At 76.6% G+C, this 27,000-nt stretch carries 2 protein-coding genes; one reads left to right on the top strand and one right to left on the bottom strand.

Annotated elements, in window-relative coordinates; all coding sequences use genetic code 11:
* Nucleotides 1-64 precede the first annotated feature (64 nt).
* Nucleotides 65-25,549 (bottom strand): SDR family NAD(P)-dependent oxidoreductase, encoded by a 25,485-nt coding sequence (locus ACFC0B_RS04575; RefSeq protein ID WP_376082032.1) that lies wholly within the window; start codon nucleotides 25,547-25,549, stop codon nucleotides 65-67.
* A gap of 580 nt (nucleotides 25,550-26,129) precedes the next feature.
* On the opposite strand from ACFC0B_RS04575, the gene ACFC0B_RS04570 reads away from it, so the two are divergent.
* The gene (locus ACFC0B_RS04570) at nucleotides 26,130-26,990 is read left to right on the top strand and encodes an NAD(+)/NADH kinase (protein WP_376082029.1); all 861 of its coding nucleotides are present in this window, start codon (nucleotides 26,130-26,132) and stop codon (nucleotides 26,988-26,990) included.
* The last annotated feature ends 10 nt before the right edge of the window (nucleotides 26,991-27,000 follow it).

Here is a 27,000-nt window from a genome sequence, read left to right as displayed (position 1 = left end):
CTGGTCTGGTGGTGCTGACGCTGGTTCTGGTGCTGGTACGGCGGTGGGCCCGGGATCCGCGGCATCACTCGAACCCCTGGTCGACGAGCGAGAACAGCTCGTCGTCGGTGGCGGAGCCGAGATCGTCCGCGTCGCTCCCGTCGGCCCCGTCGTCCGGCGCCCCGCACAGCGCCAGCAGCTCGCGCAGACGTTCGGCGATCCGGTCGCGGGCGCCGTCCTCGGCCAGGACCGCCGGCAGCGCCTCGTGCAGCCGGTCCAGGTCGGCGAGCACCGGGGTGGCCTCCGAGGAGTCCTCGGCGAGGCGAGCCAGCACGTGGCGGGCCAGGCTCACCGGGTGCGGGAAGTCGAACACCAGGGTCGAGCGCAGGTGCAGCCCGGTGACGCGCATCAGGCGCTTCCGCAGTTCGACCGCCATCAGCGAGTCGAAGCCGACCTCCTTGAACGCCCGCTCGGGCCCGACCTCATCGGCGCCCGGGTGTCCGAGCACGGCGGCCGCCAGGGTCCTGACGAGCGTGACCAGTTCGCGTTCACGCTCCTCCTCGGGCAGCGCCGCCAGCCGCCGTTGCAGCGCGTCGGCGCCCGGGGCCCCGGGCGTCTCGGCCCCGCCGGCCGCGCGGCGGACCTCCGGGGCGCGGAGCAGGTGCCGCAGCGGAGCGCTTACGGCCTCCGGGCGGGTCCGCAGAGCCGCGCGGTCGGGCCGGGCGAGCACCAGTCCGGGCCCGGCCGCACGCAGGGCCTCGTCGAACAGCACGAGCGCCTCGGCCTCCGTCAGCTCCAGCAGTCCTTGCTGGAGTTCGTCCTCGGATCCACCGACTCCGGTGGGTCCCCAGGCGAGCGCGGCGGCGGGCAGGTCGTCCGCGTGCCGGGCGGCCGCCAACGCCTCCGCGAAGGCGGCGGCCGCAGCGACGGCGGGCGGTTCGGGCGCAGCACCGATCAGGCCGCTCGCCGGGGAGAGCGCCACGAGCGACGCGCCCCGATGCGCGGCCAGGAGTCCGGAGAGGGCCAGGGCCGCTTCGACGTCCGGCTCCGCACCGTCGCGGGACGCACCGGCCGCCGCGAGCAGCGCGCCGGCCACCGGGTGCCCGGCGATGGCGGCGTCCAGCGCGGTGCGCAGCCCGTCGTGGTCGCCGGGGGCCCAGGCGACGACCTCGGCCTCGGCTCCCGCCTCGGCCAGCCGGTCCGCCAGTCGGCGCACGGTGCCGCTGCCCGTGGCGCTGCCGGTGTCACCGCCGGTGTCACTGCCCGGCAACAGGACCAGGCGGCGGACCCCGTGGGCCGCGACCAGGTGTCCGGCCAGCGCGGCGGCCAGCGGGCCGTCCGCGCCGCTGATCAGCACGGTGCCGCCTCCCGCGTCCCACGGCTCCGCTGCCGCACGGTCGGCCGCCGCCCTGGCCAGCGCCGGGGCGAGCAGCCGTCCGCCGCGCAGGGCGAGCCTCGGTGCACCGGCGGACACCGCCCGGGGCAGTGCGGCGACGGAGGCCGGGTCGCCGTCCAGGTCGGCCAGCAGGGTCCGGTCCGGGTACGCGGCCTGAAGCGCGCACCCGGCGCCCCAGGCGGCCGCCCGGTCCGGGTCGGGCACCCGGTCCCCGTCCCCGGTGAGGACGGCCTGCCGGGTCACCAGCAGGAGCCTGCTGTCCGCCAGCCCCGGTTCGGCCGCCCAGGCCGCGACCTGGGCCGCCGAGCCGGCGGCGGCCCGAGCCGCCGCGCGGGACAGCTGGCGGAGGGCTTCCGCACCGGTCCGGTCGGCGCCCGGGTCCGCCGCGACCGGGTCCGGGTCGGTCACGGCGAGCACGACGGTGTCGGGCGCCGGCGAGCCGCCCGCGACGGCGGCGGCGAGGGCCGCCACGTCCGCGTACCGGTCCACCGGGCCGAAGCCGTCGAGGGCCTCCGCCGCGCCGAGGACGGCGAGACGTCCGGGTGAATCACAGCTCGACGCGTCCTCGCCCCACTCCGCCCAGGTCAGCCGCAGGAGCGCGTCCCGGTGCGCACCGCCGGCCGCGCGCAACTGCTCGGCCGAGACCGGGCGCACGGTCAGCGCCTCGACCACCGCGACCGGACGGCCCGCCGCGTCCGCGACCCGCATCGACACGGCGCCCTCCCCTGCCGGGGCCAGCCAGACCCGCAGGCCGACCGGACCCGTGCCGGAGAAGCGGACACCGTGCCAGGAGAAGGCGACCCGGACGTCCTCGTCCTCGCCCGCACCCACGCGGAGCGTCTGGACCCCCGCGTCGAGCAGGGCCGGGTGCACGGCGAAGCCGGCCGCCTCGCGCTCGTGCTCACCGGGGAGCGCGACCTCGGCGAACAGGTCGTCACCGCGCCGCCAGGCGGCCCGCAGGCCCCGGAAGGCGGGACCGTAGTCGACCCCGGAGGCCACCAGGCGCTCGTAGAAGTCGTTCACCTCCAACGGCGCGGCGCCGATCGGAGGCCAGCTCGCCCACTCGGCGCCGGCGTCGTCGACGTCCGCGCCCTCGACCAGCGTGCCCTCCGCGTGCCGGGTCCAGGGCTCGTCGGCGGGCGCGTGCTCGGGCCGGGAGTGGATGCCGATCGCCCGCGCGCCGGACTCGTCCGGCGCACCCACGACGACCTGGATCCGCAGGGCCTCGGAGTCCGGCAGGACGAGCGGGGTGTGCAGGGTCAGCTCCTCGACGGTGGGACTGCCCACCTCGCCGCCCGCCCAGGCCGCCAGCTCGACGAAGAGCGTCCCCGGCACGATCGCCGTGCCCAGGACCACGTGGTCGGCGAGCCACGGGTGAGCCGCGGCGGAGAGACGACCGGTGAACAACACGGTGCCGTCGTGCGCCGAGCTGACCGCCGCGCCCAGCAACGGGTGCTCGGCCGAGGCCAGTCCGAGCCCCGCCGGGTCGCCCGCCCGGACACCCTGGTCGAGCCAGTAGCGGCGGTGCTGGAAGGCGTAGGTCGGCAGGTCAACGTGCCGGCCGGCGGGGAGCAGGGTGGTCCAGTCGACAGGCAGGCCCGCGACGAAGGCGGCGGACAGCGCCGTCACCAGGCGCTCGGGACCGCCCTCATGGCGGCGCAGGGTCTCCAGGACCACGGCACCGGGGACCTCTTCCAGCTGGTCCGCGACCGGGACGACCAGCCCGGGGTGCGGACTGCACTCCACGAACGTGGTGTGCCCGGCGGCGACCGCGGACCGCACCGCCGCGTCCAGGCGGACGGTGCCGCGCAGATTGTCGAACCAGTACGACCCCGCCAACCGGTCGGGAGCGTCAACAGCTTCGCCGGTCACCGTCGAGAACATCGCCACCCGGCCCGCCAACGGCCGCACACCCGACGACAGTTCGACAACCTCGTCGCGCACCGCGTCCATGTACGCCGAATGCGAGGCGTAGTCGACGGGAATCCAGCGAGCCCGCACGCCGTCGCGCTCACACCGCTCCACCACGGCGGTCAGCGCCTCGATCTCCCCGGACAGCACGACACTCGACGGCCCGTTCACCGCCGCCAGCGACAACCGGCCGTCCTCGGCGACCAGTTCAGCGGCACGCTCCGCACCGACGCCGACAGACAGCATCCCGCCACCCGTCACCCCGCGCAGCGCCCGGCTGCGCAGCACCACCACCCGAACCGCGTCCTCCAGGGACAGCAGCCCCGCCACGTACGCGGCGGCGATCTCACCCTGCGAATGCCCGATCACGGCCGCCGGCCGCACCCCGCACGACTCCCACCAACGGGCCAGGCCCACCATCACCGCGAACAGCACCGGCTGCACGACGTCGACCCGGTCCAGCAGCGCGCCCGAACCGTCCCGCAGCACCTCCAGCAGCGACCAGTCCGTCAGCGGGTCCATCACCCCCGCGCACTCCTCCACAGCGGCGGCGAACACCGGGCTGGAGAGCAGCAGTTCGGCCGCCATCCCCGCCCACTGCGATCCCTGCCCCGGGAACACGAACACCGCACCCGGCTCTTCCGCGCGCCCCGCCGCCGGCAGGGAATCCGCCCCCCACGTTCCGAGCCCGTCCACGAGTTGGGCCAGATCCCGCCCGGCCACCACCGCCCGGTGCTCGAACACCGCACGGCCCGCCACCAGCGACCGGCCGACATCCACCGGGTCGACCCCGGGATGCGCCACCGCCCACTCCCGCAGCCGCTCCACCTGCTCCCGCAGCGCCGCACCCGACCGCGCCGACACCACCCACGGCACCACCCCACCGACCGGCTCAGCCTCGCTCGGGGCCTCCGCCTCCGGCGCCTCCAGGATCACGTGCGCGTTGGTGCCGCTGATCCCGAACGAGGACACCCCGGCCCGACGCCGCCGACCGGTCTCCGGCCACTCCACGGCCTCCGTCAGCAGCTCGACCGCGCCCGCCGACCACTCCACGTGCGACGAGGGCGCGTCCACGTGCAGCGTCCTCGGCAGCAGGCCGTGCCGCAGCGCCATCACCATCTTGATCACACCCGCCACACCCGCCGCCGCCTGCGCGTGGCCGATGTTGGACTTCACCGAACCGAGTCGCAGCGGCCGGTCGGCCGACCGGCCCTGCCCGTACGTCGCCAGCAGCGCCTGCGCCTCGATCGGGTCGCCCAGCGTCGTGCCCGTCCCGTGTGCCTCCACCACGTCGACGTCCGCCGTCGTCAGGCCCGCGTTGGCCAGCGCCGCCCGGATCACCCGCTGCTGGGACGGCCCGTTGGGGGCGGACAGCCCGTTGGAGGCGCCGTCCTGGTTCACCGCACTGCCGCGCACCACCGCCAGCACCCGGTGCCCGTTGCGGCGCGCGTCCGAGAGGCGCTCCAGCAGGACCAGGCCGACCCCCTCGCCGGCGCCCATGCCGTCGGCGGCCTCCGAGAACGCCTTGCAGCGGCCGTCCGCGGACAGTCCGCGCTGCCGCGAGAACTCGACGAAGAACTCGGGCGTCGACATGACGGTGACCCCGCCCGCGAGCGCCAGGTCGCACTCCCCCGTGCGCAGCGCGTTCGCCGCCAGGTGCAGCGCGACCAGCGAGGACGAGCACGCCGTGTCGATGCTGACCGCCGGCCCCTCCAGCCCCAGCGAGTACGCCACCCGCCCGGAGGCGATGCTGCTCGCGCTGCCGTAGCCGACGTAGCCCTCGACCTCTTCCGGGACGCGGTCGAGACGCGAGCCGTAGTCGTTGTCGATGACGCCGGCGAAGATCCCGGTCCGGCTGCCGCGCAGCGAACCGGGGTCGATGCCGGCCCGCTCGATCGCCTCCCAGGAGGCCTCCAGCAGCAGGCGCTGCTGCGGGTCCATCGCCAGCGCCTCGCGCGGCGAGATCCCGAAGAACTCGGCGTCGAAGTCGGCCACGCCGGACAGGAATCCGCCCCGCCGCACGTAGCTCTTCCCGGACGCCTCCGGGTCGGGGTCGAAGAGCGCGGCCACGTCCCACCCGCGGTCGCCCGGGAAGTCGCCGATCGCGTCGCGGCCGGAGGCGACCAGCTCCCAGAGCTCCTGGGGCGAGCCCACCCCGCCGGGGAAGCGGCAGCCCATCCCGACGATCACGACCGGATCGCCGTCGGTGCCCGCTCCGGCGGCCGGCGTGGGCACGGGCGCCACCGCCGACTCGTCCGGGCCCTCGGCGCCGACCAGCCGTTCCAGGAGATGGCCGGCGAGCCGGGCCGGGGTCGGGTGGTCGAAGACCAGGGTGGACGGCAGCCGCAGACCGGTGGCGTGGTTGAGCCGGTTGCGCAGCTCGACACCGGTCAGCGAGTCGAAACCGAGCTCCTTGAAGGCCCGGGTCGCGTGCACGCCGTCGGCCGACCGGTGGCCCAGCGCGCCCGCGGCCTCGGTCCGGACGATCTCCAGCAGCGCCCGCTCGCGCTCGCCCGCCGCCAGGGCGGCGATCCGGGCGGCCAGCGGGGCCGCGCCGGACTGCCGGTCGCCACGGCGGGTCGCCACGCCCAGCAGCTCGCCGAACAGTGCGGGTGCGACCGCCGCACGGGCGCGGATCGCCCGGAGGTCCAGGTGCGCGGGCACCAGGGTCGCGCCGGGTTCGGCGAGCGCGAGGTCGAACAGGCTCAGCGCCTCCTCGGCCGGCATCGCGACCGCGCCGGTCCGCGCCCACCGGGCGAGGTCGGCCTCGCTCAGCCGCCCGCCCATGCCCCGCGTGCCGGCCCACAGGCCCCAGGCGAGCGAGATCGCCGGCAGGCCGAGGGCCCGGCGGTGCTGCGCCAGTCCGTCCAGGAAGGCGTTGGCGGCGGCGTAGTTGCCCTGGCCCGGGCCGCCGAAGGTGGTCGCTCCGGAGGAGAAGAGCACGAAGGCGGCGAGCTTGGCGTCCTGGGTGAGTTCGTGCAGGTGGTACGCCCCGTCGGCCTTCGGGCGGAGCGACCGGTCCAGGTGGCCGGCCGTCAGGGTCTCGACCAGTCCGTCGTCGACGATGCCCGCGGTGTGGACCACGCCGGTCAGCGGGTGCTCGTCGGACACCCGCGCCAGCGCTTCCGCCAGGGCGTCGCGGTCGGCGAGGTCGCAGGCCAGCAGCGTGGCCTCGGCGCCCAGCTCGGCGAGGTCGGCGAGGAGCGCGGCGGCGTCCGGCGCGGCGGTGCCGCGGCGGGACAGCAGCAGGAGTCGGCGCACGCCGTGGCCGGTCACCAGGTGCCGTGCCACGAGCGCGCCCAGGCCGCCGGTGGCGCCGGTGACCAGGACGGTGCCCTCCGGGTCGAGCGCCCGGTCGGCGGTCGGCGGCGGGGTCGCGCGGACCAGCCGGGGCACCAGCAAGGTCCCCTCGCGGAGGGCCAGTTGCGGTTCCGGCACGGCGAGCGCCAGCGGCCACCGGGCGAGCGAGGCGTCGTCGCCGTCGAGGTCGAGCAGGGCGAAGCGGCCGGGGTGCTCCGACTGTGCCGAGCGCACCAGGCCCCAGACGGCGGCGGCCGCGACATCGGCGACCGGCTCGTCCGCACGGGCGGCGAGCGCACCGGTCGTCGCGACGACCAGGCGGGCACCGTCGAAGCGGTCGTGCGCCAGCCAGGCCTGGAGCAGGCCGAGCACCGAGCCCAGCAGCCTGCGGGTCCGGGCCGGGACGTCCTCCCCGGCCTCGGGCGCCACCGGGAGGTGCAGCACGACCGTGGCGGGCAGCGACCCGTCGGCCGCCGCGGCCGCGGCCAGGTCCTCGAAGAGGGCGGCCGGACGGTGCTCCTCGGCCAAGCGCGCGGCCACGCCGGGCGTATCCGGGCCGACCGGGCCGACCGGGCCGAGCAGGGCCCACGACGGCACCTCCGCCGGGCCGGGCTCGACCGCCCGCCACTCCACCCGGAACAGCGCGTCGCGGTGCGACGGACCGGCCGGGCGCAGCTGCTCCGCCGTGACCGGACGGACGGTGAGCGCCGCCACCGACGCGACACCCGCCCCCGTGTCGTCCGCCAGGTGCAGCGACACCGCGTCGGCCCCGGTGGGCGACAGCCGGACCCGCAGGCGGGAGGTTCCCGCACTCGGCCTCGGCCCGGCGGCCGACCGGACGCCGCGCCAGGCGAAGGCCACCCGCGCCCCGGCCGTCGGGTCGGCGGGCTCCTCCGGCCCGTCCGGTTGGCGGGCTGCCGCCAGCGCGTGGAGGGCGGCGTCCAGCAGGGCGGGGTGCAGCTCGAAACGGTCGGTCTGCGCGTCGGCCTCCGTGGGGAGTTCGACCTCGGCGAAGAGCTCGTCGCCGCGCCGCCAGGCGGCCCGCAGGCCCTGGAACACCGGGCCGTAGTCGAAGCCGGCAGCGCCGAGCCGCTCGTACGCGCCGTCGGTCGCGACGGGTGCGGCACCCGGCGGCGGCCAGGCGGTGAGGTCCGGCGCGCCGATCCCGGCCCCCTCGTCCGGGACGACCAGCGTGCCGGTGGCGTGCCGGGTCCAGGGCCGGTCGGCGGGCGCGTGCTCGGGTCGGGAGTGGATGCCGATCGCACGGGCGCCGGACTCGTCCGGCGCGCCGACGGAGACCTGGAGCTGAACGCCTCCCGCCTCGGGCAGCACCAGCGGTGCAGGCAGGGTGAGTTCCTCGATCTCGCCGTGGCCGACCCGGTCTCCGGCCCGCAGGGCGAGCTCCACGAACAACGTGCCGGGGACGATGACGGTGCCGAGCACGGCGTGGTCGGCGAGCCACGGGTGGGTGACGGTGGAGAGCCGACCGGTCAGGACCGTCCCGGAGCCGTCCGCCAGCTCGACGGCGGCGCCCAGGACCGGGTGGTCGACGGCGAGTTGGCCGCGGCCGGCACCGGAGGAGCCCGCGTCGGCGGCCGTCACCCAGTAGCGCTCGCGCTGGAACGGGTAGGTCGGGAGATCGGCCTGGGGGCCGGTGGGGAGCTGGGTGGTCCAGTCGACGGGCAGGCCCGCGACGAAGGCGGCGGACAGCGCCGTCACCAAACGGGCGGGACCGCCTTCGCCTCGGCGCAGGGTCTCCAGCACCACGGCGCCGGGGACCTCTTCCAGTTGGTCCGCGATCGGGACGACCAGCCCGGGGTGCGGGCTGCACTCGACGAACGTGGTGTGTCCCTCCGCGAGGGCCGCGCGCACCGCCGCGTCCAGGCGGACGGTGCCGCGCAGGTTGTCGAACCAGTACGACCCCGCCAGCCGGTCGGGAGAGTCAACAGCTTCGCCGGTCACCGTCGAGAACATCGCCACCCGGCCCGCCAACGGCCGCACACCCGACGACAGTTCGACGACCTCGTCACGCACCGCATCCATGTACGCCGAATGCGAGGCGTAATCCACCGGGATCCAACGCGCCCGCACGCCGTCACGCTCGCACCGCTCCACCACGGCCGACAGCGCCTCGATCTCCCCGGACAGCACCACGCTCGACGGCCCGTTCACCGCCGCCAGCGACAACCGGCCGTCCTCGGCGACGAGTTCAGCGGCACGCTCCGCACCGACGCCGACGGACAGCATCCCGCCACCCGTCACCCCGCGCAGCACCCGGCTGCGCAGCACCACCACCCGGACCGCGTCCTCCAGAGTGAGCAGCCCGGCCACGTGCGCGGCGGCGATCTCACCCTGCGAATGCCCGATCACCGCGGACGGCCGCACCCCGCACGACTCCCACCAACGCGCAAGACCCACCATCACCGCGAACAACACCGGCTGGACCACGTCCACCCGCTCCAGCAGCGCGCCCGAACCGTCCCGCAAAACCTCCAGCAGCGACCAGTCCGTCAGCGGGTCCATCACCCCCGCGCACTCCTCCACAGCGGCGGCGAACACCGGGCTGGAGAGCAGCAGTTCGGCCGCCATCCCCGCCCACTGCGACCCCTGACCCGGGAACACGAACACCGCACCCGACGAACCCGAGGCCGCAACCGGCTCACCACCGGCCACCCCGCCCAGCCCGTCCACCAGCTCCGCCACCGTCCGACCGGCGACCACCGCCCGGTGCTCCAGCGCCGCCCGACCCGAGGCGAGCGTCCGCGCCACTGCCACCGGATCAACCTCCGAACGGTCGGCCACCCAACCGCGCAGCCGCTCCACCTGCGCACGCAGCGCGGCCTCGGACCCCGCCGACAGCGCCCAGGGCACCACCCCGCCGACCGGCTCCGCCGGTGCCGGCACCTCCGCCTCTGGCGCCTCCTCCAGGATCACGTGGGCGTTGGTGCCGCTGATCCCGAACGAGGACACCCCCGCCCGACGCGGCCGCCCCGTCTCCGGCCACTCCACCGACTCCGTCAACAGCTCGACCGCGCCCGCCGACCAGTCCACATGCGGCGACGGCGCATCCACATGCAGCGTCCTCGGCAGCACACCGTGCCGCAGCGCCATCACCATCTTGATCACACCCGCCACACCCGCCGCCGCCTGCGTGTGACCGATGTTCGACTTCACCGACCCCAGCCGCAGCGGCTCACCGGCCCGCTCACGCCCGTACGCCGCCTGAAGCGCCTGCGCCTCGATCGGGTCCCCCAGCGCCGTGCCCGTCCCGTGCGCCTCCACCACGTCGACGTCCGCCGGAGCCAGCCCCCCACTCGCCAGCGCCGCCCGGATCACCCGCTCCTGCGAAGGACCGTTCGGAGCCGTCAGACCATTGGACGCACCGTCCTGGTTCACCGCACTGCCCCGCACCACCGCCAGCACCCGGTGCCCGTTGCGCACCGCGTCCGACAGCCGCTCCACCAGCAGCAGGCCCACGCCCTCCGCCGCGCCCATGCCGTCGGCCGTCGCGGCGAAGGCCTTGCTCCGCCCGTCCGGGGCCAGGCCGCGCTGGCGGGAGAACTCGACGAAGAAGTCCGGGGTGGACATCGCCGTCACCCCGCCGGCCAGGGCGAGGTCGCACTCCCCCGAGCGCAGCGCGTTCGCCGCCAGGTGCAGCGCGACCAGCGACGACGAGCACGCGGTGTCCACCGTCAGCGCCGGGCCCTCCAGCCCGAACGTGTAGGCGACGCGGCCCGAGGCGACGCTCGTGGCGTTGCCGGTGAGCACGTGCCCTTCGACGCTGGACGGCATCCCGCCGGTCGCGTAGTCGTGCCCGGCCATCCCGGCGAAGACGCCGGTCCGGCTGCCGCGCAGCGACCGCGGGTCGATCCCGGCCCGCTCGAAGGTCTCCCACGCCGTCTCCAGCAGCAGGCGCTGCTGCGGGTCCATCGCCAGCGCCTCGCGCGGCGAGATCCCGAAGAACTCCGCGTCGAAGTCGGCCACCCCGGACAGGAATCCGCCCCGCCGCACGTAGCTCTTCCCGGACGCCTCCGGGTCGGGGTCGAAGATCCCGGCCACGTCCCACCCGCGGTCGCCCGGGAAGTCGCCGATCGCGTCGCCCCCGGCGGCGACCAGCTCCCAGAGGTCCTCGGGCGAAGCGACACCGCCCGGGAAGCGGCAGCCCATCGCGACGATCGCCACCGGTTCGTCGGCGCGGACCGCCGTGCTCGCGGCGGCCGGCGCCCCGGCGGACGCCGTCCCGCCCCGGGCGGCCGCGGCGAGGAAGCCCGCGAGCCGCAGCGGCGTCGGGTGGTCGAAGACCAGGGTGGACGGCAGCCGCAGACCGGTGGCGCCGTTGAGCCGGTTGCGCAGCTCGACACCGGTCAGCGAGTCGAAGCCCAGCTCCCGGAAGGCCGTCTCGGGGCGCACGCTCTCCGCCGAGTCGTGGCCGAGCACCACGGCCGCCTCGGTCCGCACCAGGCGCAGCGCGAGGTCGACGCGCTCCTCGGCCGAGGCTCCGGCCAACCGCCGGGCCCACGGCAGGGCGCCGTCGGCGGCGGCCGTGCGGCGCGGGGACGCCGGCCCGGCGAGCGCCCGCAGCAGCGGCGGCAGGGGGCCGGTGGTGGCGCGCAGCGCGGCGAGGTCCAGCCGCGCCGGGACGAGTGCCGCCTCGGGCCGCTGCCACGCGGCGTCGAACAGGGCGAGCCCCTGCGGCGTCGAGAAGGGCAGCAGCCCGCCGCGGGCGAGCCGCTTCAGGTCCGCCGCGCCGAGGTGGCCGGTCAGTCCGGTGCGCTCGGCCCACAGGCCCCAGGCCAGGGAGGTGGCCGGCAGGCCGCGGGCGCGGCGGTGGTGCGCGAGGGCGTCGAGGTAGGCGTTGGCCGCGGCGTAGGCGGCCTGGCCGGGGGTGCCGAGGACGCCGGCGGCCGAGGAGTACAGCACGAAGGCGGACAGCTCGGTGTCCCGCGTGAGGTCGTGCAGGTTGGCGGCGGTCCCGGCCTTGGCGCGCAGGACGCGGTCGACCTGCTCCGGCGTCAGCGCGTCGACCAGCCCGTCGTCGAGCACCCCGGCCGCGTGGACGACGGCGGTGAGCGGGTGCTCGGCGGGGATCGCGGCGAGCACCCGGGCGAGGGCCTCGCGGTCAGCCGCGTCGCAGGCCTCGATGCGCACGTCGGCGCCCAGCTCGGCGAGTTCGGCGGCCAGGGCGGCCGCGCCGGGGGCGTCCGCGCCGCTTCGGCCGAGCAGCAGGAGGTGCCGGACGCCGTGCCGGGTGACCAGGTGCTGGGCGAGGTGGCGGCCGAGGGTGCCGGTACCGCCGGTGATCAGCACGGTCCCGTCGTCGGCGAGCGGCCGGGGCAGGGTCAGCACGACCTTGCCGATGTGCCGGGCGCGGCTGACGAAGCGCACCGCCTCACGGGCGTGGCGCAGGTCGAAGGTGCGGACGGGCAGCGGGTCCAGGGCGCCCGCCTCGAAGAGTTCCACGAGTTCGGCGAACAGTTCGGCGATCCGGTCCGGCCCGGCGTCGATCAGGTCGAACGCCCGGTAGCGGACGTCGGGGCGGTCGGCCGCGACGGCCTCCTGGCCGCGCACGTCCGTCTTGCCCATCTCGACGAACCGGCCGCCGTCCGCGAGCAGGCGCAGCGAGGCGTCCACGAACTCCCCGGCGAGCGAGTTCAGGACGACGTCGACGCCCCGGCCGTCGGTGGCCTCGGCGAAGCGCCGTTCGAAGCCGGTGTCGCGGGAGGAGGCGATCCGGGCCTCGGGGACGCCGAGCTCCCGTACGACCGGCCACTTCGCGGCGCTCGCCGTGGCGAGGACCGTGGCGCCCCAGTGCCGGGCGAGCTGGACGGCGGCCATGCCGACTCCGCCGGCCGCCGCGTGGACGAGGACGGTCTCGCCGGGCCGCAGTCCGCCGAGGTCGCGCAGCCCGTACAGGGCGGTCAGGAAGACCACCGGCACGGAGGCCGCCCGGGCGTACGACCAGCCGGCGGGTATCCGGGCCAGCAGGCGGTGGTCGGTGACGGCCAGCGGGCCGAAGGCGCCGTCGAACAGGCCCATCACCCGGTCGCCCGGCGCGAGCGCGGTGACGCCCGGTCCGACCCCGGTCACGACGCCCGCCGCCTCGGCGCCGAGGACCGCCCGGCCGGGGTACATGCCGAGCGCGATCAGCGCGTCGCGGAAGTTCACGCCGGCCGCGCGCACCGCGACCCTGACCTGCCCGGCGGCGAGCGGTTCGGCCGCGGCCGGGTGCTCGGCGACGGCGAGGGCGTCGATGGTGTGCCGCGGGCCGGATTCGACGCGCCAGGGCGCGGGCCCGTCCGGCAGCACCAGTGCCGTGCCGGCGCCTGCGCGGACCAGCCGCGGGGTCAGCACGGTGCCGTCCCGGACGATCGCCTGGTCCTCACCGGACGCCAGGACGGCGCGCAGCAGGTCCACGGGGAGCGGGGGGTCGGCCCGGTGCGGGTCGTGGTCGAGGTCGACGAGGACGAAGCGGTCCGGATGCTCGGTCTGGGCGGTGCGGAGGAGGCCCCAGATCGCCGCGTGCGCCGGTTCGGGGACGTCCTCGGACGGGTCGGACGCGATGGCGCCCCGGGTGACGACCACCAGGCGGGCGGCGGTGAGGCGCTCCTCGGCGAGCCAGCCGCGGAGGACACCGAGGACGGTGTGGACGGCGGCCGGGACGGCGGCGGGCCCGGTGCCGTCCGCGGGCGGGCAGGGCAGGACGGCGACGTCGGTCCCGGCCTCGGCGGCCGCGGCCGGGTCGGGGTGGGCGGGAAGGCCGTGGTCCGGGTGGGCCGGCCGGTCGGGTGACGGCGCGCCGAGCAGCGCCCAGCGCTGCTGCGGGTCCGACTCCGCCTCCGGCAGCGCCGTCTCCGTCCAGTCCACCCGGTGCAGCCAGGCCGGGTCGGCGGCGGCCCGACCGGCGAGCCCCCCGGGGGCCAGCGGCCGCAGGACGAGCGACTCGGCGCGCAGCACCGGCGATCCGCCGCGGTCGGTGGCCAGCAGCGACACCGACTCGCCGCCGGTGCGCCGCAGCCGCACCCGCAGCGCGGTGACGGGCTCGGCGGTCGGCTCCCTGGTCGCTCCCGCCCAGGTGAAGGGCAGCAGGGTGCTGCCCGAGGCCTCCACCGCGTCCAGCGCGGTGAGGTGCAGGGCGGCGTCCAGGAGCGCGGGGTGCAGGTGGTAGCCGTGCTCCTCCCGGGCGGGCTCGTCCGAGCCGGTCGGGAGCTCGATCTCGGCGAACACGTCGTCGCCGTGCCGCCAGGCGGCCCGCAGGCCCTGGAAGGCGGGGCCGTAGTCGTAGCCGGACTCGGCCAGGCGCTCGTAGAGCGTGGTGGTGTCGACGGCCTCGGCGTGCGGGGGCGGCCACGGCAGGAGGTCGTCGGCGGCGGCCTGCGGCGGGGTCGAGGAGAGAGTTCCGGTGGCGTGCCGGGTCCACGGCTCGTCCTCGGGGGCGCCCTCGGGCCGGGAGTGGACGGCAAGGGTCCGGACACCGGTCGCGTCGGGCGCGGCGAGTGCCACGTGCAGCCGCACTCCGGCCTGGTCGGGCAGCACGAGCGGCTCGTGCAGGGTGAGTTCGTCGACCACCGGGCAGTCGGCCTCGGCGCCGGCCCAGGCCGCGAGGTCGAGGAAGGCGGTGCCCGGAACGAGGGCCGTGCCGTGCACGGCGTGGTCGGCGAGCCAGGGGTGGGCGGGCACGGACAACCGTCCGGTGAACGAGATGCCGCCGTCCTCCGGCGCGCGCACGGCGGCGCCCAGCAGCGGGTGGCCGGCCGCCACGAGACCGAGGTCGTGCGCGGCGCCCGCGACGGGTGGGGCGTCGAGCCAGTAGCGGCGGTGCTGGAAGGCGTAGGTCGGCAGATCGGCCCGGGGGCCGGTAGGGAGCTGGGTGGTCCAGTCGACGGGCAGGCCCGCGACGAAGGCGGCGGACAGCGCCGTCACCAGCCGTGCGGGACCGCCCTCATGGCGGCGCAGGGTCTCCAGGGCCACGGCGCCGGGAGCCTCTTCCAGTTGGTCCGCGATCGGGACGACCAGCCCGGGGTGCGGGCTGCACTCGACGAACGTGGTGTGTCCCTCCGCGAGGGCCGCGCGCACCGCCGCGTCCAGGCGGACGGTGCCGCGCAGGTTGTCGAACCAGTACGACCCCGCCAACTGGTCCGGCTCCTCGACCACTTCGCCGGTCACCGTCGAGAACATCGCCACCCGACCCGCCAACGGCCGCACACCCGACGACAGTTCGACGACCTCGTCGCGCACCGCATCCATGTACGCCGAATGCGAGGCGTAGTCCACCGGGATCCAACGCGCCCGCACACCGTCGCGCTCGCACCGCTCCACCACGGCCGACAGCGCCTCGATCTCCCCGGACAGCACCACACTCGACGGCCCGTTCACCGCCGCCAGCGACAACCGCCCGTCCTCGGCGACCAGTTCGGCGGCACGCTCGGCCGGAAGGCCGACGGACAGCATCCCGCCGCCCGTCACCCCGCGCAGCGCCCGACTGCGCAGCACCACCACCCGGACCGCGTCCTCCAGAGTGAGCAGCCCGGCCACGTGCGCGGCGGCGATCTCACCCTGCGAATGCCCGATCACCGCAGCCGGCCGCACCCCGCACGACTCCCACCAGCGCGCCAAACCCACCATCACCGCGAACAACACCGGCTGCACGACGTCGACGCGCTCCAGCAACGCCCCCGAACCGTCCCTCAGCACCTCCAGCAGCGACCAGTCCGTCAGCGGGTCCATCACCCCCGCACACTCCTCCACAGCGGCCGCGAACACCGGTGAGGAGTCGAGGAGTTCGACGGCCATCCCGGCCCACTGCGACCCCTGCCCCGGGAACACGAACACCGCGCCCGACTCCGACGCCGCAACCGACTCACCGTCGGCCACCCCGCCCAGCCGGTCCACCAGCTCCGCCACCGACCGACCGGCCACCACCGCCCGGTGCTCCAGCGCCGCCCGACCCGAGGCGAGCGTCCGCGCCACCGCCACCGGATCGGCCTCCGGACGGTCGGCCACCCAACCGAGCAGCCGCTCCGCCTGCGCACGCAGTGCCTCGGCCGATCGCGCCGACAGTGCCCACGGCACCACCTCGCCCGTCCCCGCGGCCGTCACCGGCTCCGCCGGAACGTCCTCGCGGTCGACGGAAGCCGGCTGCTCGATGATCACGTGGGCGTTGGTGCCGCTGATCCCGAACGAGGACACCCCCGCCCGACGCGGCCGCCCCGTCTCCGGCCACTCCACCGACTCCGCCAGCAGCTCGACCGCGCCCGCCGACCAGTCCACATGCGGCGACGGCGCGTCCACGTGCAGCGTCCTCGGCAGCACCCCGTGCCGCAGCGCCATCACCATCTTGATCACACCCGCCACACCCGCCGCCGCCTGCGTGTGCCCGATGTTCGACTTCACCGACCCCAGCCGCAGCGGCCGGTCCTCAGGACGGCCCTGACCGTAGGTGGCCAGCAGCGCCTGCGCCTCGATCGGGTCACCCAGCGTCGTCCCCGTCCCGTGCGCCTCCACCACGTCGACGTCCGCCGTCGTCAGGCCCGCGCCGGCGAGTGCCTGCCGGATCACCCGCTCCTGCGACGGACCGTTCGGCGCCGTCAGACCGTTGGACGCCCCGTCCTGGTTCACGGCGCTACCGCGTACCACCGCCAGCACCCGGTGCCCGTTGCGGCGCGCGTCCGACAGCCGCTCGACCACGAGCAGGCCGACGCCCTCGCCCCAGCCGGTGCCGTCCGCGCCCGCCGCGAAGGGCTTGCACCGGCCGTCGGCCGCCAGCCCGCGCTGGCGGGCGAACTCCACGAACACGTGCGGCGTCGACATGACGGTGACCCCGCCCGCGAGCGCCAGGTCGCACTCCCCCGTGCGCAGCGCGTTCGCCGCCAGGTGCAGCGCGACCAGCGAGGACGAGCACGCCGTGTCGATGCTGACCGCCGGCCCCTCCAACCCCAGCGAGTACGCCACCCGGCCCGAGACGACGCTCCCGACGCTGCCCGCGAGCAGCAGGCCCTCGTAGCCGTCCGGGGCCCGGTGCAGGCGGGAGGCGTAGTCGTGGTGCATGACGCCGGTGAAGACGCCGGTCCGCGAGCCGCGCAGGCCGACGGGGTCGATGCCCGCGTGCTCCAGCGCCTCCCAGGAGGTCTCCAGCAGCAGGCGCTGCTGCGGGTCCGTCGCACGTGCCTCACGCGGTGATATCCCGAAGAACTCGGCGTCGAAGTCGCCGGAGTCGTACAGGAACGCGCCGTGCCGGGTGTACACCGTGCCGGGGCGGGACGGGTCCGGGTCGTACAGGGCGTCGGCGTCCCAGCCGCGGTCGGTCGGGAAGCCGCCGACCGCGTCGGTCTCCCGGGCGACGAGGCGCCAGAGGTCCTCGGGCCCGGTGACACCGCCGGGGTAGCGGCAGCCCATGCCGACGATCACGATCGGGTCGTCGTCCACCGGGACGGCCACGGGTACCGGGACGGCCGCCGCCGGGGCGCCCACCGCCTCCCTGGTCAGCCGTGCCGCGAGGGCGGTGGCGCTGGGGTGGTCGAACACCACGGTGGCGGGCAGCCGCAGGCCGGTGAGCGTGTTGAGCCGGTTGCGCAGTTCCAGCGCGGTGAGCGAGTCGAAGCCCAGTTCGCGGAAGGCGCGTTGGACGTCGACGGTGTCCGCTTCGCCGAGGCCGAGCACGGTGGCGGTCTGGCCGCGGACGAGGTCGAGTGCCGCGCGGGCGCGGCGGTCCTCGGGCAGCCCGGCCATCCGGCGCACCCAGGAGGACGCGTCCCCGGCGCCGCCCGCCTCCCCGGCGCTCGCCGCCGCCCCGGCCGCGCGCTGCAGCGGGGCGCGGACCAGTCCGCGGAGGACGGTCGGCACGGTGCCGGCCGCCGCGAGGTCGCGCAGCGCCGCGCGGTCCAGGCGGGCGGTGACGGCGTACGGCAGGTCGCGGCGCAGCGCGGCGTCGAACAGCGCGAGCCCGTCCTCGGTGGACAGCAGGCCGATGCCGCCGCGGGCGAGTCGGGCGAGGTCGGCGGCGGCGAGGTGGCGGGTCATCCCGCTGCCCTCGGCCCACAGGCCCCAGGCGAGCGCGTTGCCGGGCAGTCCGGCCGCGCGGCGGTGCTCGGCGAGGGCGTCGAGGAAGGCGTTCGCGGCCGTGTAGGCGCCCTGGCCGGCGTTGCCGGTGACGGAGGTGACGGAGGAGAACAGGACGAACGCGTCGAGTTCCTGGTCCCGGGTCAGCTCGTGCAGGTGCCAGGCGGCGTCCGCCTTGGGGCGCAGGACGGCGGCGAGGCGTTCGGGGGCGAGGGTCTCCACCGTGCCGTCGTCGAGGACGCCGGCGGCGTGGACGACGACGCCCAGCGGGTGCGCGGCCGGGATGCCCGCGAGCAGGTCCGCGAGCTCCTCGCGGCGGGCGACGTCGCACGCGGCGATGGTCACCCGCGCGCCGAGCGCGGCGAGTTCGGCCCGCAGCCGCTCGCCGCCGTCCGTCCGCTGCCCGGACCGGCTGACCAGCAGCAGGTGGCGCAGGCCGTGCTCGGTGACCAGCCGTCGGGCGATCAGCGCGCCGAGGGTGCCGGTGCCGCCGGTGATCAGCGCCGTGCGGTCCGGGTCCAGCGGGCGCCCGCCGCTCGGGACCGCGGCGGGGGCGAGCCGGGGGCGGTGCGGGATCCCGTCGCGCAGGGCCAGCTGGGGCTCGTCAGCGGTGAGGGCGGTCCGCAGGGCGCGGCCGGAGCGCGCGGGGTCGTCGAGGTCGATCAGGGTGACGCGGCCCGGGTGCTCGGACTGCGCGGTGCGCAGCAGGCCCCACACCGGGGACTGGCCGAGGCCCGGCACGGCGTCGCCCGGTCGGACGGCGACCGCGCCCCGGGTGACGACGACCAGCCTGGCGCCGTCCGGGCGGTCGCCGGCCAGCCAGGCCCGGACGGTGTCGAGGGCCCAGCGGGCGGCGGCGTGCGCGGCCTCGGCCGGGCTGTCGGCGGGCGCGGTGGGGACGGCGGCGACCACCACGGCGGGCGCGGGGTGCCCGGCGGCGGTGCGGGCGTCGAGTTCGGCGAGGCCCGGGAACGCGGCGCGCGGGTCGAGGCCGAGGTCGTCGGCGCCGAGGACGACGCAGTCCGGGTCCGCCTCCGTGGCGGGGACGGGGAGTTCCGTCCACCGCAGTTCGAACAGCGCGTCGCGGGCGGGCCCGGCCGGTGCGAGCCGGTCGGCGGGCAGTTCGCGCAGGCTGAGGCCGCCGACCGTGAGGACCGGCGCTCCGGTGGGGTCCTCGACGGCGAGCGCGGTGGTGCCGTCCGGCGCGGGTGAGAGCCGGACGCGCAGGGCGGTGGCTCCGGTGGCGTGCAGGCGCACGTCGGTGAAGGAGAACGGGATGCGCGGGGCCGCGCCGAGGGCGGTCCCGGCGTCGGCGTCGGCCAGCAGCAGCGGGTGGAGCGCGGCATCGAGCAGGGCGGGATGGACGCTGTGCGCGGCGTCGCCCCGGCCGGGTTCGGCGGGCAGGCGGACGTCGGCGTACAGGTGGTCTCCCGCGCGCCAGGCGGCGGCGAGGCCCTGGAACCACGGGCCGTAGCCGTAGCCGAGGCGGTCGAGGCGGTGGTAGGCGTCGGCGAGGTCCATCGGCTCGCCGCCCACCGGCGGCCAACTCCCGTGTTCCGCAAGGGTGATGGGCTCCTCGGTGGCCGTCAGCGCGCCGGAGGCGTGCCGGGTCCAGGGCCGCTCCACGGGCTCGTCGTCCGGTTCGCCCTCGGGGGCGGACGGCCGGGAGTCCACGGTGACGGCGCGCCGGCCCGCCGGGTCCGCGGGGGCGACGGCCACCCGCAGTTGCGTCCACCCGGTGTCGGGCAGCACGAGCGGGGACTCCAGGGTGAGCTCCTCGACGCCCGGGCAGCCGGCGAGCGCGCCCGCCCGGAGCGCGAGGTCGAGGAAGGCCGTGCCGGGCAGCACGACGGTGCCGGTGACCGCGTGGTCGGGCAGCCAGGGCTGGGCGTCCGCGGAGAGCCGGCCGGTGACCAAGGTGGTGCCGTCCGGGGTCGTGGTGACGGCGCCGAGCAGCGGGTGGTCGACGGCGTCCAGGCCGAGGTCGGCGGGGCGGGTCCGCTCGGACCCGGCGGCCAGCCAGTAGCGGCGCCGCTGGAAGGCGTAGGTGGGCAGGTCGACGTGCCGGCCGCGGTGGACCCCGGGGAGCAGCGCGTCGGGGGCGGGCTCCGCCCCGTGGACGATCGCCTCGGCGACGGCGGCGAGGAACTGTCCGAGGCCGCCGTGGTCGCGCCGCAGGGTGCCGATGGCCGTGCCGCCGGGGCCGCCGGTGCCGTCGGCGCCGCAGTCGTCCAGGGTCTCCTGGGTGCCGATCTTGAGGACGGGGTGCGGGCTCGCCTCGACGAAGAGCCGGTGGCCGTCATCGCTCAGGGCGCGCACGGCGGGCTCGAAGCGGACCTCCTGGCGCAGGTTGCGGTACCAGTAGTCGGCGTCGAGCGTCGTGGTGTCGGTCAGCAGCCCGCCGGTGACGGTCGAGTAGAAGGCGATCCGCGCGGTGCGGGGCGCGAGGTCGGCGAGCGCGGCGAGCAGCGGTTCGCGCAGCGACTCGACGTGCGCCGAGTGCGAGGCGTAGTCCACCGGGATCCGGCGGGCGCGCACGCCGGACCGCTCGCAGTGGGCGAGGAGGGCGTCGAGGGCCTCGGCGCCCCCGGAGACGACGGTGGTGGCGGGGCCGTTGCGGGCGGCGATGCCGAGGCTTCCGCCCCAGGGGGCGAGGAGTTCCCCGGTCTCCTCGGCGGGCAGCGGCACCGAGACCATGCCGCCGGTGCCGGCCAGGCCGAGCAGGGCGCGGCTGCGCAGCGCGACCACCTTGGCGGCGTCGTCCAGGGTGAGCGCGCCCGCGACGTACGCGGCGGCGATCTCGCCCTGCGAGTGGCCGACGACGGCGCTCGGTTCGACGCCGACGGACCGCCACAGCCCGGCCAGCGCGACCATGACGGCGAACAGCACGGGCTGGACGACGTCGACCCGGGAGAGGTCGGGCGCGCCCGGCCGGCCGCGCAGCACGTCGTGCAGCGACCAGTCGGTCCAGCGGGCCAGCGCCGCCGCGCAGGCGTCCAGCTCGGCCGCGAACGCGGGTGCGGCGTCGAGGAGTTCGACGGCCATCTCGGCCCACTGCGAGCCCTGGCCGGGGAACACCAGGACGGTCGCGCCGCGGGCGGTGGACTGGGCCCGGACGAGGTGGTCGGCCGGCTCGCCCTGGGCGAGCGCGGTCAGCCCGCTCAGCGCGTCGGCGTGCGTGCGGGCGAGGACGACGGCGCTGTGGTCGAACCTGGTCCGGTCGCGCAGCAGGGCGTGGGCGAGCGCGTGCCGGTCGGCGAGCCCGTGCGCCCCGTCCGCCCCGTCGGTGTCCAGGTGCCGGGCCAGCCGGGCGGCCTGGGCGCGCAGCGCGGCCTCGGTGCGGCCGGAGACGGTGAGCGGCACGGGCAGGTCCGGGTGCCCGCCGCCCTCGGCCTCCGGCGCCCGCCCGGTGTCGGCCGGCGCCTGCTCGACGATGAGGTGCGCGTTGGTGCCGCTGATGCCGAACGAGGAGACGCCGGCCCTCCGGGGGCGTTCGGGACCGGCGGGCGAGGGCCACGGGGTCGCGGCCGCCGGCACGGTGACCGCGCCGTCCGCCCAGCGCACCTTCGGCGAGGGCTCGCGCAGGTGCAGGACGCCGGGCACCAGCCCGTGCCGCAGCGCGAGGACGGTCTTGATCAGCCCGGCGACCCCGGCCGCGGCCTGGGTGTGGCCGATGTTGGACTTCACCGAGCCGAGCAGCAGGGGGTGTTCGGGGGCGCGGTCGGCGCCGTAGACGGCGAGCAGCGCGTGCGCCTCGACCGGGTCGCCGAGGGCGGTGCCGGTGCCGTGGGCCTCGACCACGTCGACGTCTCCGGGCGCCAGCCCGGCCGAGCCCAGCGCCTGCCGGATCACCCGCTGCTGGGCGGTCCCGTTGGGGGCGCTGAGGCCGTTGCTGGCGCCGTCCTGGTTGACGGCGGAGCCGACGACCAGGGCGAGCACCGGGTGGCCGTGGCGCCGGGCGTCCGACAGCCGCTCCAGCAGGACGACGCCGACGCCCTCGGCCCACGCCGTGCCGTCGGCGTCGGCGGAGAACGGCTTGCAGCGGCCGTCCGGGGCGAGGCCGCGCTGGCGGGCGAACTCGACGAACATCCCGGGCTCGGCCATCACGGTGGCGCCGCCCGCGAGGGCCAGCGTGCACTCGCCGTTGCGCAGGGCCTGGGCGGCCAGGTGCACGGCGACGAGCGAGGAGGAGCAGGCGGTGTCCACGGTGACGGCGGGGCCTTCGAGGCCGAGCTCGTAGGCGATCCGGCCGGAGGCGACGCTCGGGGTGGTGCCGGTGAGCAGGTAGCCGTCCAGGCCGTCGGCGGGCTGGTGCATGCGCGGGCCGTAGTCCTGCGCGGTGGCGCCGACGAACACCCCGACGCGGTCGCCGCGCAGCCCGGCGGGGTCGAGTCCGGCGCGCTCCAGGGTCTCCCAGGACGTCTCCAGCAGCAGCCGCTGCTGCGGGTCCATCGCGAGGGCCTCGCGCGGGCTGATGCCGAAGAACTCGGCGTCGAACTCGCCCGCGCCGTCGAGGAACCCGCCCTCGCGCACATAGGTGCTGCCGAGCCGTTCCGGGGAGGGGTGGTGCAGCCGGCCGAGGTCCCAGCCGCGGTCCCGGGGGAACGGTCCGATGGCGTCCACGCCCTCGGCGGCCAAGCGCCACAGCGACTCGGGGGTGTGGGCGCCGCCGGGGAAGCGGCACCCCATGGCGACGACGGCGATCGGGTCGCCGTCCCGGTCGGCCGCCGGGGACGGCTCGGCCCGCTCGGCCCGCTCGGCCCGCTCGGCCCGCTCGGCCCGCCGCTCCGGCACGGGCAGGGCCAGGATCCGGGAGCGCAGGTGGCGGGCGAGGTCGGCGGGCGTCGGGTGGTCGTAGCCGGCGCTCGCGGGCAGGTCGAGGCCGGTCGCGGCGGACAGCCGCTGGAGGAGTTCGACGGTGGCGAGCGAGTCGAGTCCCGACTCGCGGTAGGCGAGGTCCGCGCGGACGGCGTCCCTGGTGGCGTGGCCGAGCACGGCGGCCGCGTGCGAGCGGACCAGGTCCAGCACCACGCGCGCCCGGTCGGCCTCCGGCAGCCCGGCGATCCGGCGGGCGAGCGGCGATTCCTGCGCCGCGCGAGCCGGTCCGGGCCTCGCGGGCGCGGACTCCCCGAGCGCGGGATCCTCGGCAGCAAGGTCCTCGGCAGCGAGGTCCCCGGCGACGAGGTCCTCGGACGCGACGTCCTCGGGGGCGGCGGCGCGCAGCCAGTGCCGGGAGCGCTGGAACGCGTAGCCGGGCAGCTCGACCCGGCGCCGCGCCGGTGCCCCGAACAGCGCGGTCCAGTCGAGCGCGGCCCCCAGGGTGTGCAGCCGGGCGGCGGTCTCGGCCAGGGCGTCCGCCTCCGGCCGGCCGGCCCGCAGGGTGGCGACGGTGGCGAAGGCCTCGCCGCCCTCGGGCACCGGGCACTCCCGGGCCAGCGCGGACAGGCTGCCGTCGGGCCCCAGTTCGACCAGGACGGTCGCACCGGCCTCGCGCAGCCGGTCGACGCCGTCCCCGAAGCGCACCGTGCCGCGCACCTGCCGCACCCAGTAGTCGGGCGAGCACAGCTCCTCGGCGGACGCCGTGCGGCCGGTCAGGTTCGACACCACGGGCGTCGTCGGCGGGCGGAAGCGCAGCCCCCGCGCGACCTCCGCGAAGGCGTCGAGCATCGGCTCCATCCGCGGCGAGTGGAAGGCGTGGCCGACCCGCAGCCGCCGGACCTTGTGGCCCCGGGCCCGCCACTGCTCCGCGAGGGCGAGCACGGCCTCCTCGTCGCCGGAGACGACGGTGGCCGCCGGGCCGTTCACGGCCGCGATCGCGACCCGGTCCGCGAGGCCGGCGAGCGCCTCCGCGACCTCCGCCTCGCCCAGGCGGACCGCCGCCATCGCGCCGCCCGCGGGCAGGTGCTGCATCAGCCGGCCCCGGGCGGCCACCAGGGCGCACGCGTCGGGCAGGTCGAGGACGCCGGCCAGGTGCGCGGCCGTGAGTTCACCGATCGAGTGGCCGAGCAGCAGGTCGGGGACGACGCCCCAGTGCGCCAGCAGCCGGTGCAGCGCCACCCCGACGGCGAAGAGGGCGGGCTGGGTGAACTCGGTGCGGTGGATCAGCTCCGCCTCCGGGCTGCCCTCGGGCGCGAACAGCACCTCGCGCAGCGGGCGCGGCAGGTGCGGATCGAGGTGGTGGCAGACCTCCTCGAAGGCGGCGGCGAACGCGGGGAACCGGTCGTGGAGCTCGCGGCCCGTGCCGGGGCGCTGGCTGCCCTGGCCGGTGAACAGGAAGGCGGTGCGGCCGGACCTGACCTCACCGCTCACCACGCCGGGGGCGGCGCCCGAGGTGCGGAGCGCGTCCAGGCCGGCCAGGAGCCCCGCGCGGTCGGGGGCGAGGACGACGGCGCGGGCGGCGAGGTGGCTCCGGGTGGTGGCGGCCGACCAGCCGAGGTGCGCCGGCTCGATCCCGGGGTGCCGCAGCAGGTGGTCGTGCAGGCGGTCGGCCTGGGCGCGCACCGCCTCGGGCGTGGTGCCGGAGAGCGGGGCGAGGACCGGGAGCCGGGGCTCCGCGACCGGCTCGGCGTGATCGGCGGCGGGCTCCGCCGAGGCCTGCCCGCTCCCGTCGGGGAGCCGTTCCGCCAGCACCACGTGGCAGTTGGTGCCGCCCATGCCGAAGGAGCTCACCCCGGCGACCAGCCGCCGCTCGGGCCGCGGCCAGGCACCCGTCGCGTCCTGGACGCGCAGGCCGAGCTCCCCCAGCGGGATGCGCGGGTTCGGGGTCGCGTAGTTGAGGCTGCGCGGCAGCTCGCGGTGCCGGATGGCGAGGACCGTCTTGACCAGCCCGACGATGCCCGCCGCGCCCTCCAGGTGCCCGAGGTTGGTCTTCACCGAGCCGACCCGCAGCGGCGCGCCGGCCGGGCGGCCGGTGCCGAGCGCGGCGCCCAGCGCCGCCGCCTCCACCGGGTCGCCCACGGGGGTTCCGGTGCCGTGCAGTTCGACGTACTGCACCTCGGCCGGACGGAACCCGGCCCGGCGGTGGGCCGCGCGGATCACCTGCTCCTGCGCCGCGGCCTCGGGCGAGGTGAGCGCAGCGCCGCCGCCGTCGTGGTTCATCGCGCTGCCCGCCACCACGCAGTGCACGGTGTCGCCGTCGGCGAGCGCGCGGGCCAGCGGCTTGAGCACGACGACGGCGCCGCCCTCGCCGCGCACGTAGCCGTTGGCGCGGGCGTCGAAGGTGAAGCACCGGCCGTCCGGGGAGAGGCCGCCCAGCTTGCCCGCCTCGCCCGGGGCGTCGGGGACGAGGTCGAGGTTGACGCCGCCGGCCAGGGCGAGTTCGGACTCGCCGCGCCGCAGGCTCTCACAGGCCGTGTGCACCGCGACCAGCGAGGACGCCTGGGCCGCGTCGACCGTCATGCTGGGGCCGCGCAGGCCGAGCGTGTAGGAGACCCGGTTGGCGATCATGCTGCGGTGCAGGCCGGTCACCTGGCGCGCACCGGCCGCGATGCCCGCGCGGCGCAGCAGCACGGCGTAGTCGTCCCAGATCGCCCCGGCGAACACGCCGACCGGGCCGCCGCTCAGCCCGTGCGGCGGGATGCCCGCGTGTTCCAGGGCCTCCCAGCACAGTTCGAGCATGAGCCGCTGCTGCGGGTCCATGAGCGCCGCCTCGCCCGGACCGATGCCGAAGAACTCCGGGTCGAAGCCGCTGACCTCCTCCAGGTAGCCACCGCGCCGGGGCCGGTCCGGCCCGTCGGCGGCGGCCGTGCCGCCGGGGCGTTCCGGCGGCGTCAAATCCCGGCGGCCTTCGGGGAGTTCGCGGACGGAATCGCCGCCGGTGCGCAGGAGTTCCCAGAACCCGTCCGGGGTGTCGGCTCCCGCCACACGGCAGGCGAAACCGACGATCGCGACAGCATCCGAATCGGCCATACCGTTCCATCACGTCCAGAGTCGATTAGCACGGGCGAGCGCAGGCAGCAGAACTCTGAATCGGGCGATCGATGATCCGCAAGCACCCGGTTTCGGCCAGCCGGACGCCATAAAAGGACACCGCAGTCACCCAAAGCCACTCGGCGCTCTCCTGCCCCAAGGCCTGGAACTGCCAAAATGCGATCACCCGACGAGCGCACCGGTCCAGATCTCGCCATTGCGCACACCGAATCCGTACGTCCGATTCCCATCCGAAATAACCGTCGGACCTCGGACCATCATTCGAGCGAAATTCACTGGAGTCACACCCGTCACTCGACCGGGCGCTCCCCGTCCGACCGGAAGCCCGAATTCCTCACCACTCGAACGTTTGACGGATTATCGAAAGCAACGGCTTTCCGGCCCTCCGGTGAATTCCGATCCATCGGGGACCGACCATCGGCCCGAGGAGCCCGGGACCCGTCCGGGGACGGAGACGATGCCGCGCCCGCCGGTCACGGGCTCCCCTCTGGCGGACGGCGGCCACGGCCACAAGACTGGGAGGAGCAACAGCGGCCCGGCCGACATCGAGGTGCCCAGGATGGGATTCATCGGCACGGTGGGGCTGGTCCTCCACCCCCAGCGCACCTGCGCGCCCACGGTGGAGACCGTGATCCGTTGGAGCCGCGCCCGGGGCACCAAGGTCCTGGGGCTCGCGGCGGAGGTGTCACGGATCGGCTGCGAGGCCGTTCCGGTCTCGGCCGAGGAGATGAGCACGAGCGCCGACCTGCTGATCAGCCTCGGCGGGGACGGCACCATGCTGCGCGCCATGCGGCTCGCGGCCGGCGGCCACGCGCCGGTCCTGGGCGTCAACGTCGGCCGGCTGGGCTTCCTCGCCGAGGTCGACATCCCGGAACTGCCCGCCGCCCTGGACGCCATCGACGCCCACCGGTTCACCGTGGAGGTCCGCTCCGGCGTCCACGCCCGCTTCGGGGACGCCCAGGAGACGGCGCTGAACGACGTCGTGCTCCTGCGCAGCCCGGGGCACAAGTCCGCGGCGGTCGCCGTACGGGTCCAGGGCGAGCCCTTCGTGGCCTACACCGCCGACGCCGTCGTCGTCGCCACGCCGACCGGCTCCACCGCGTACAGCTTCTCCGCCGGCGGCCCGATCGTCTCCCCGAACGCGGAGGGCCTGCTGGTCACCCCCGTGGCCCCGCACGCCGCGTTCAACCGCTCCGTGTTCCTCTCCAGCGGCGAGCGGCTCGACCTGGACGTCCTGCCGCACAGCGGCGACCTCGCCGTCGAGGCCGACGGCCTCCTCGTCGGCCACGTCGTACCGGGCGACAGCGTCGCGGTCACCATGCTGCCCGCCGCCGCCCGCGTCGTCCGGCTCGGCCACACCACCTTCTACCAGCGAGCCCAGCGCAAGCTCCGGCTCACCGGCTCGGCGGAACACGGCTGACCCCGCGACC

It is taken from the genome of Kitasatospora sp. NPDC056184 (assembly GCF_042268405.1).
GTDB lineage: Bacteria > Actinomycetota > Actinomycetes > Streptomycetales > Streptomycetaceae > Kitasatospora.
The sequence above is the reverse complement of the archived record's forward strand: the minus strand, read 5'-3'. Positions and strand labels throughout refer to the sequence as shown.

Excerpts from the sequence above, each read along its gene's own strand:
- ACFC0B_RS04575 (WP_376082032.1), bottom strand. The coding sequence starts at position 25,549 with ATGGCCGATTCGGATGCTGTCGCGATCGTCGGTTTCGCCTGCCGTGTG.
- ACFC0B_RS04570 (WP_376082029.1), top strand. The coding sequence starts at position 26,130 with ATGGGATTCATCGGCACGGTGGGGCTGGTCCTCCACCCCCAGCGCACC.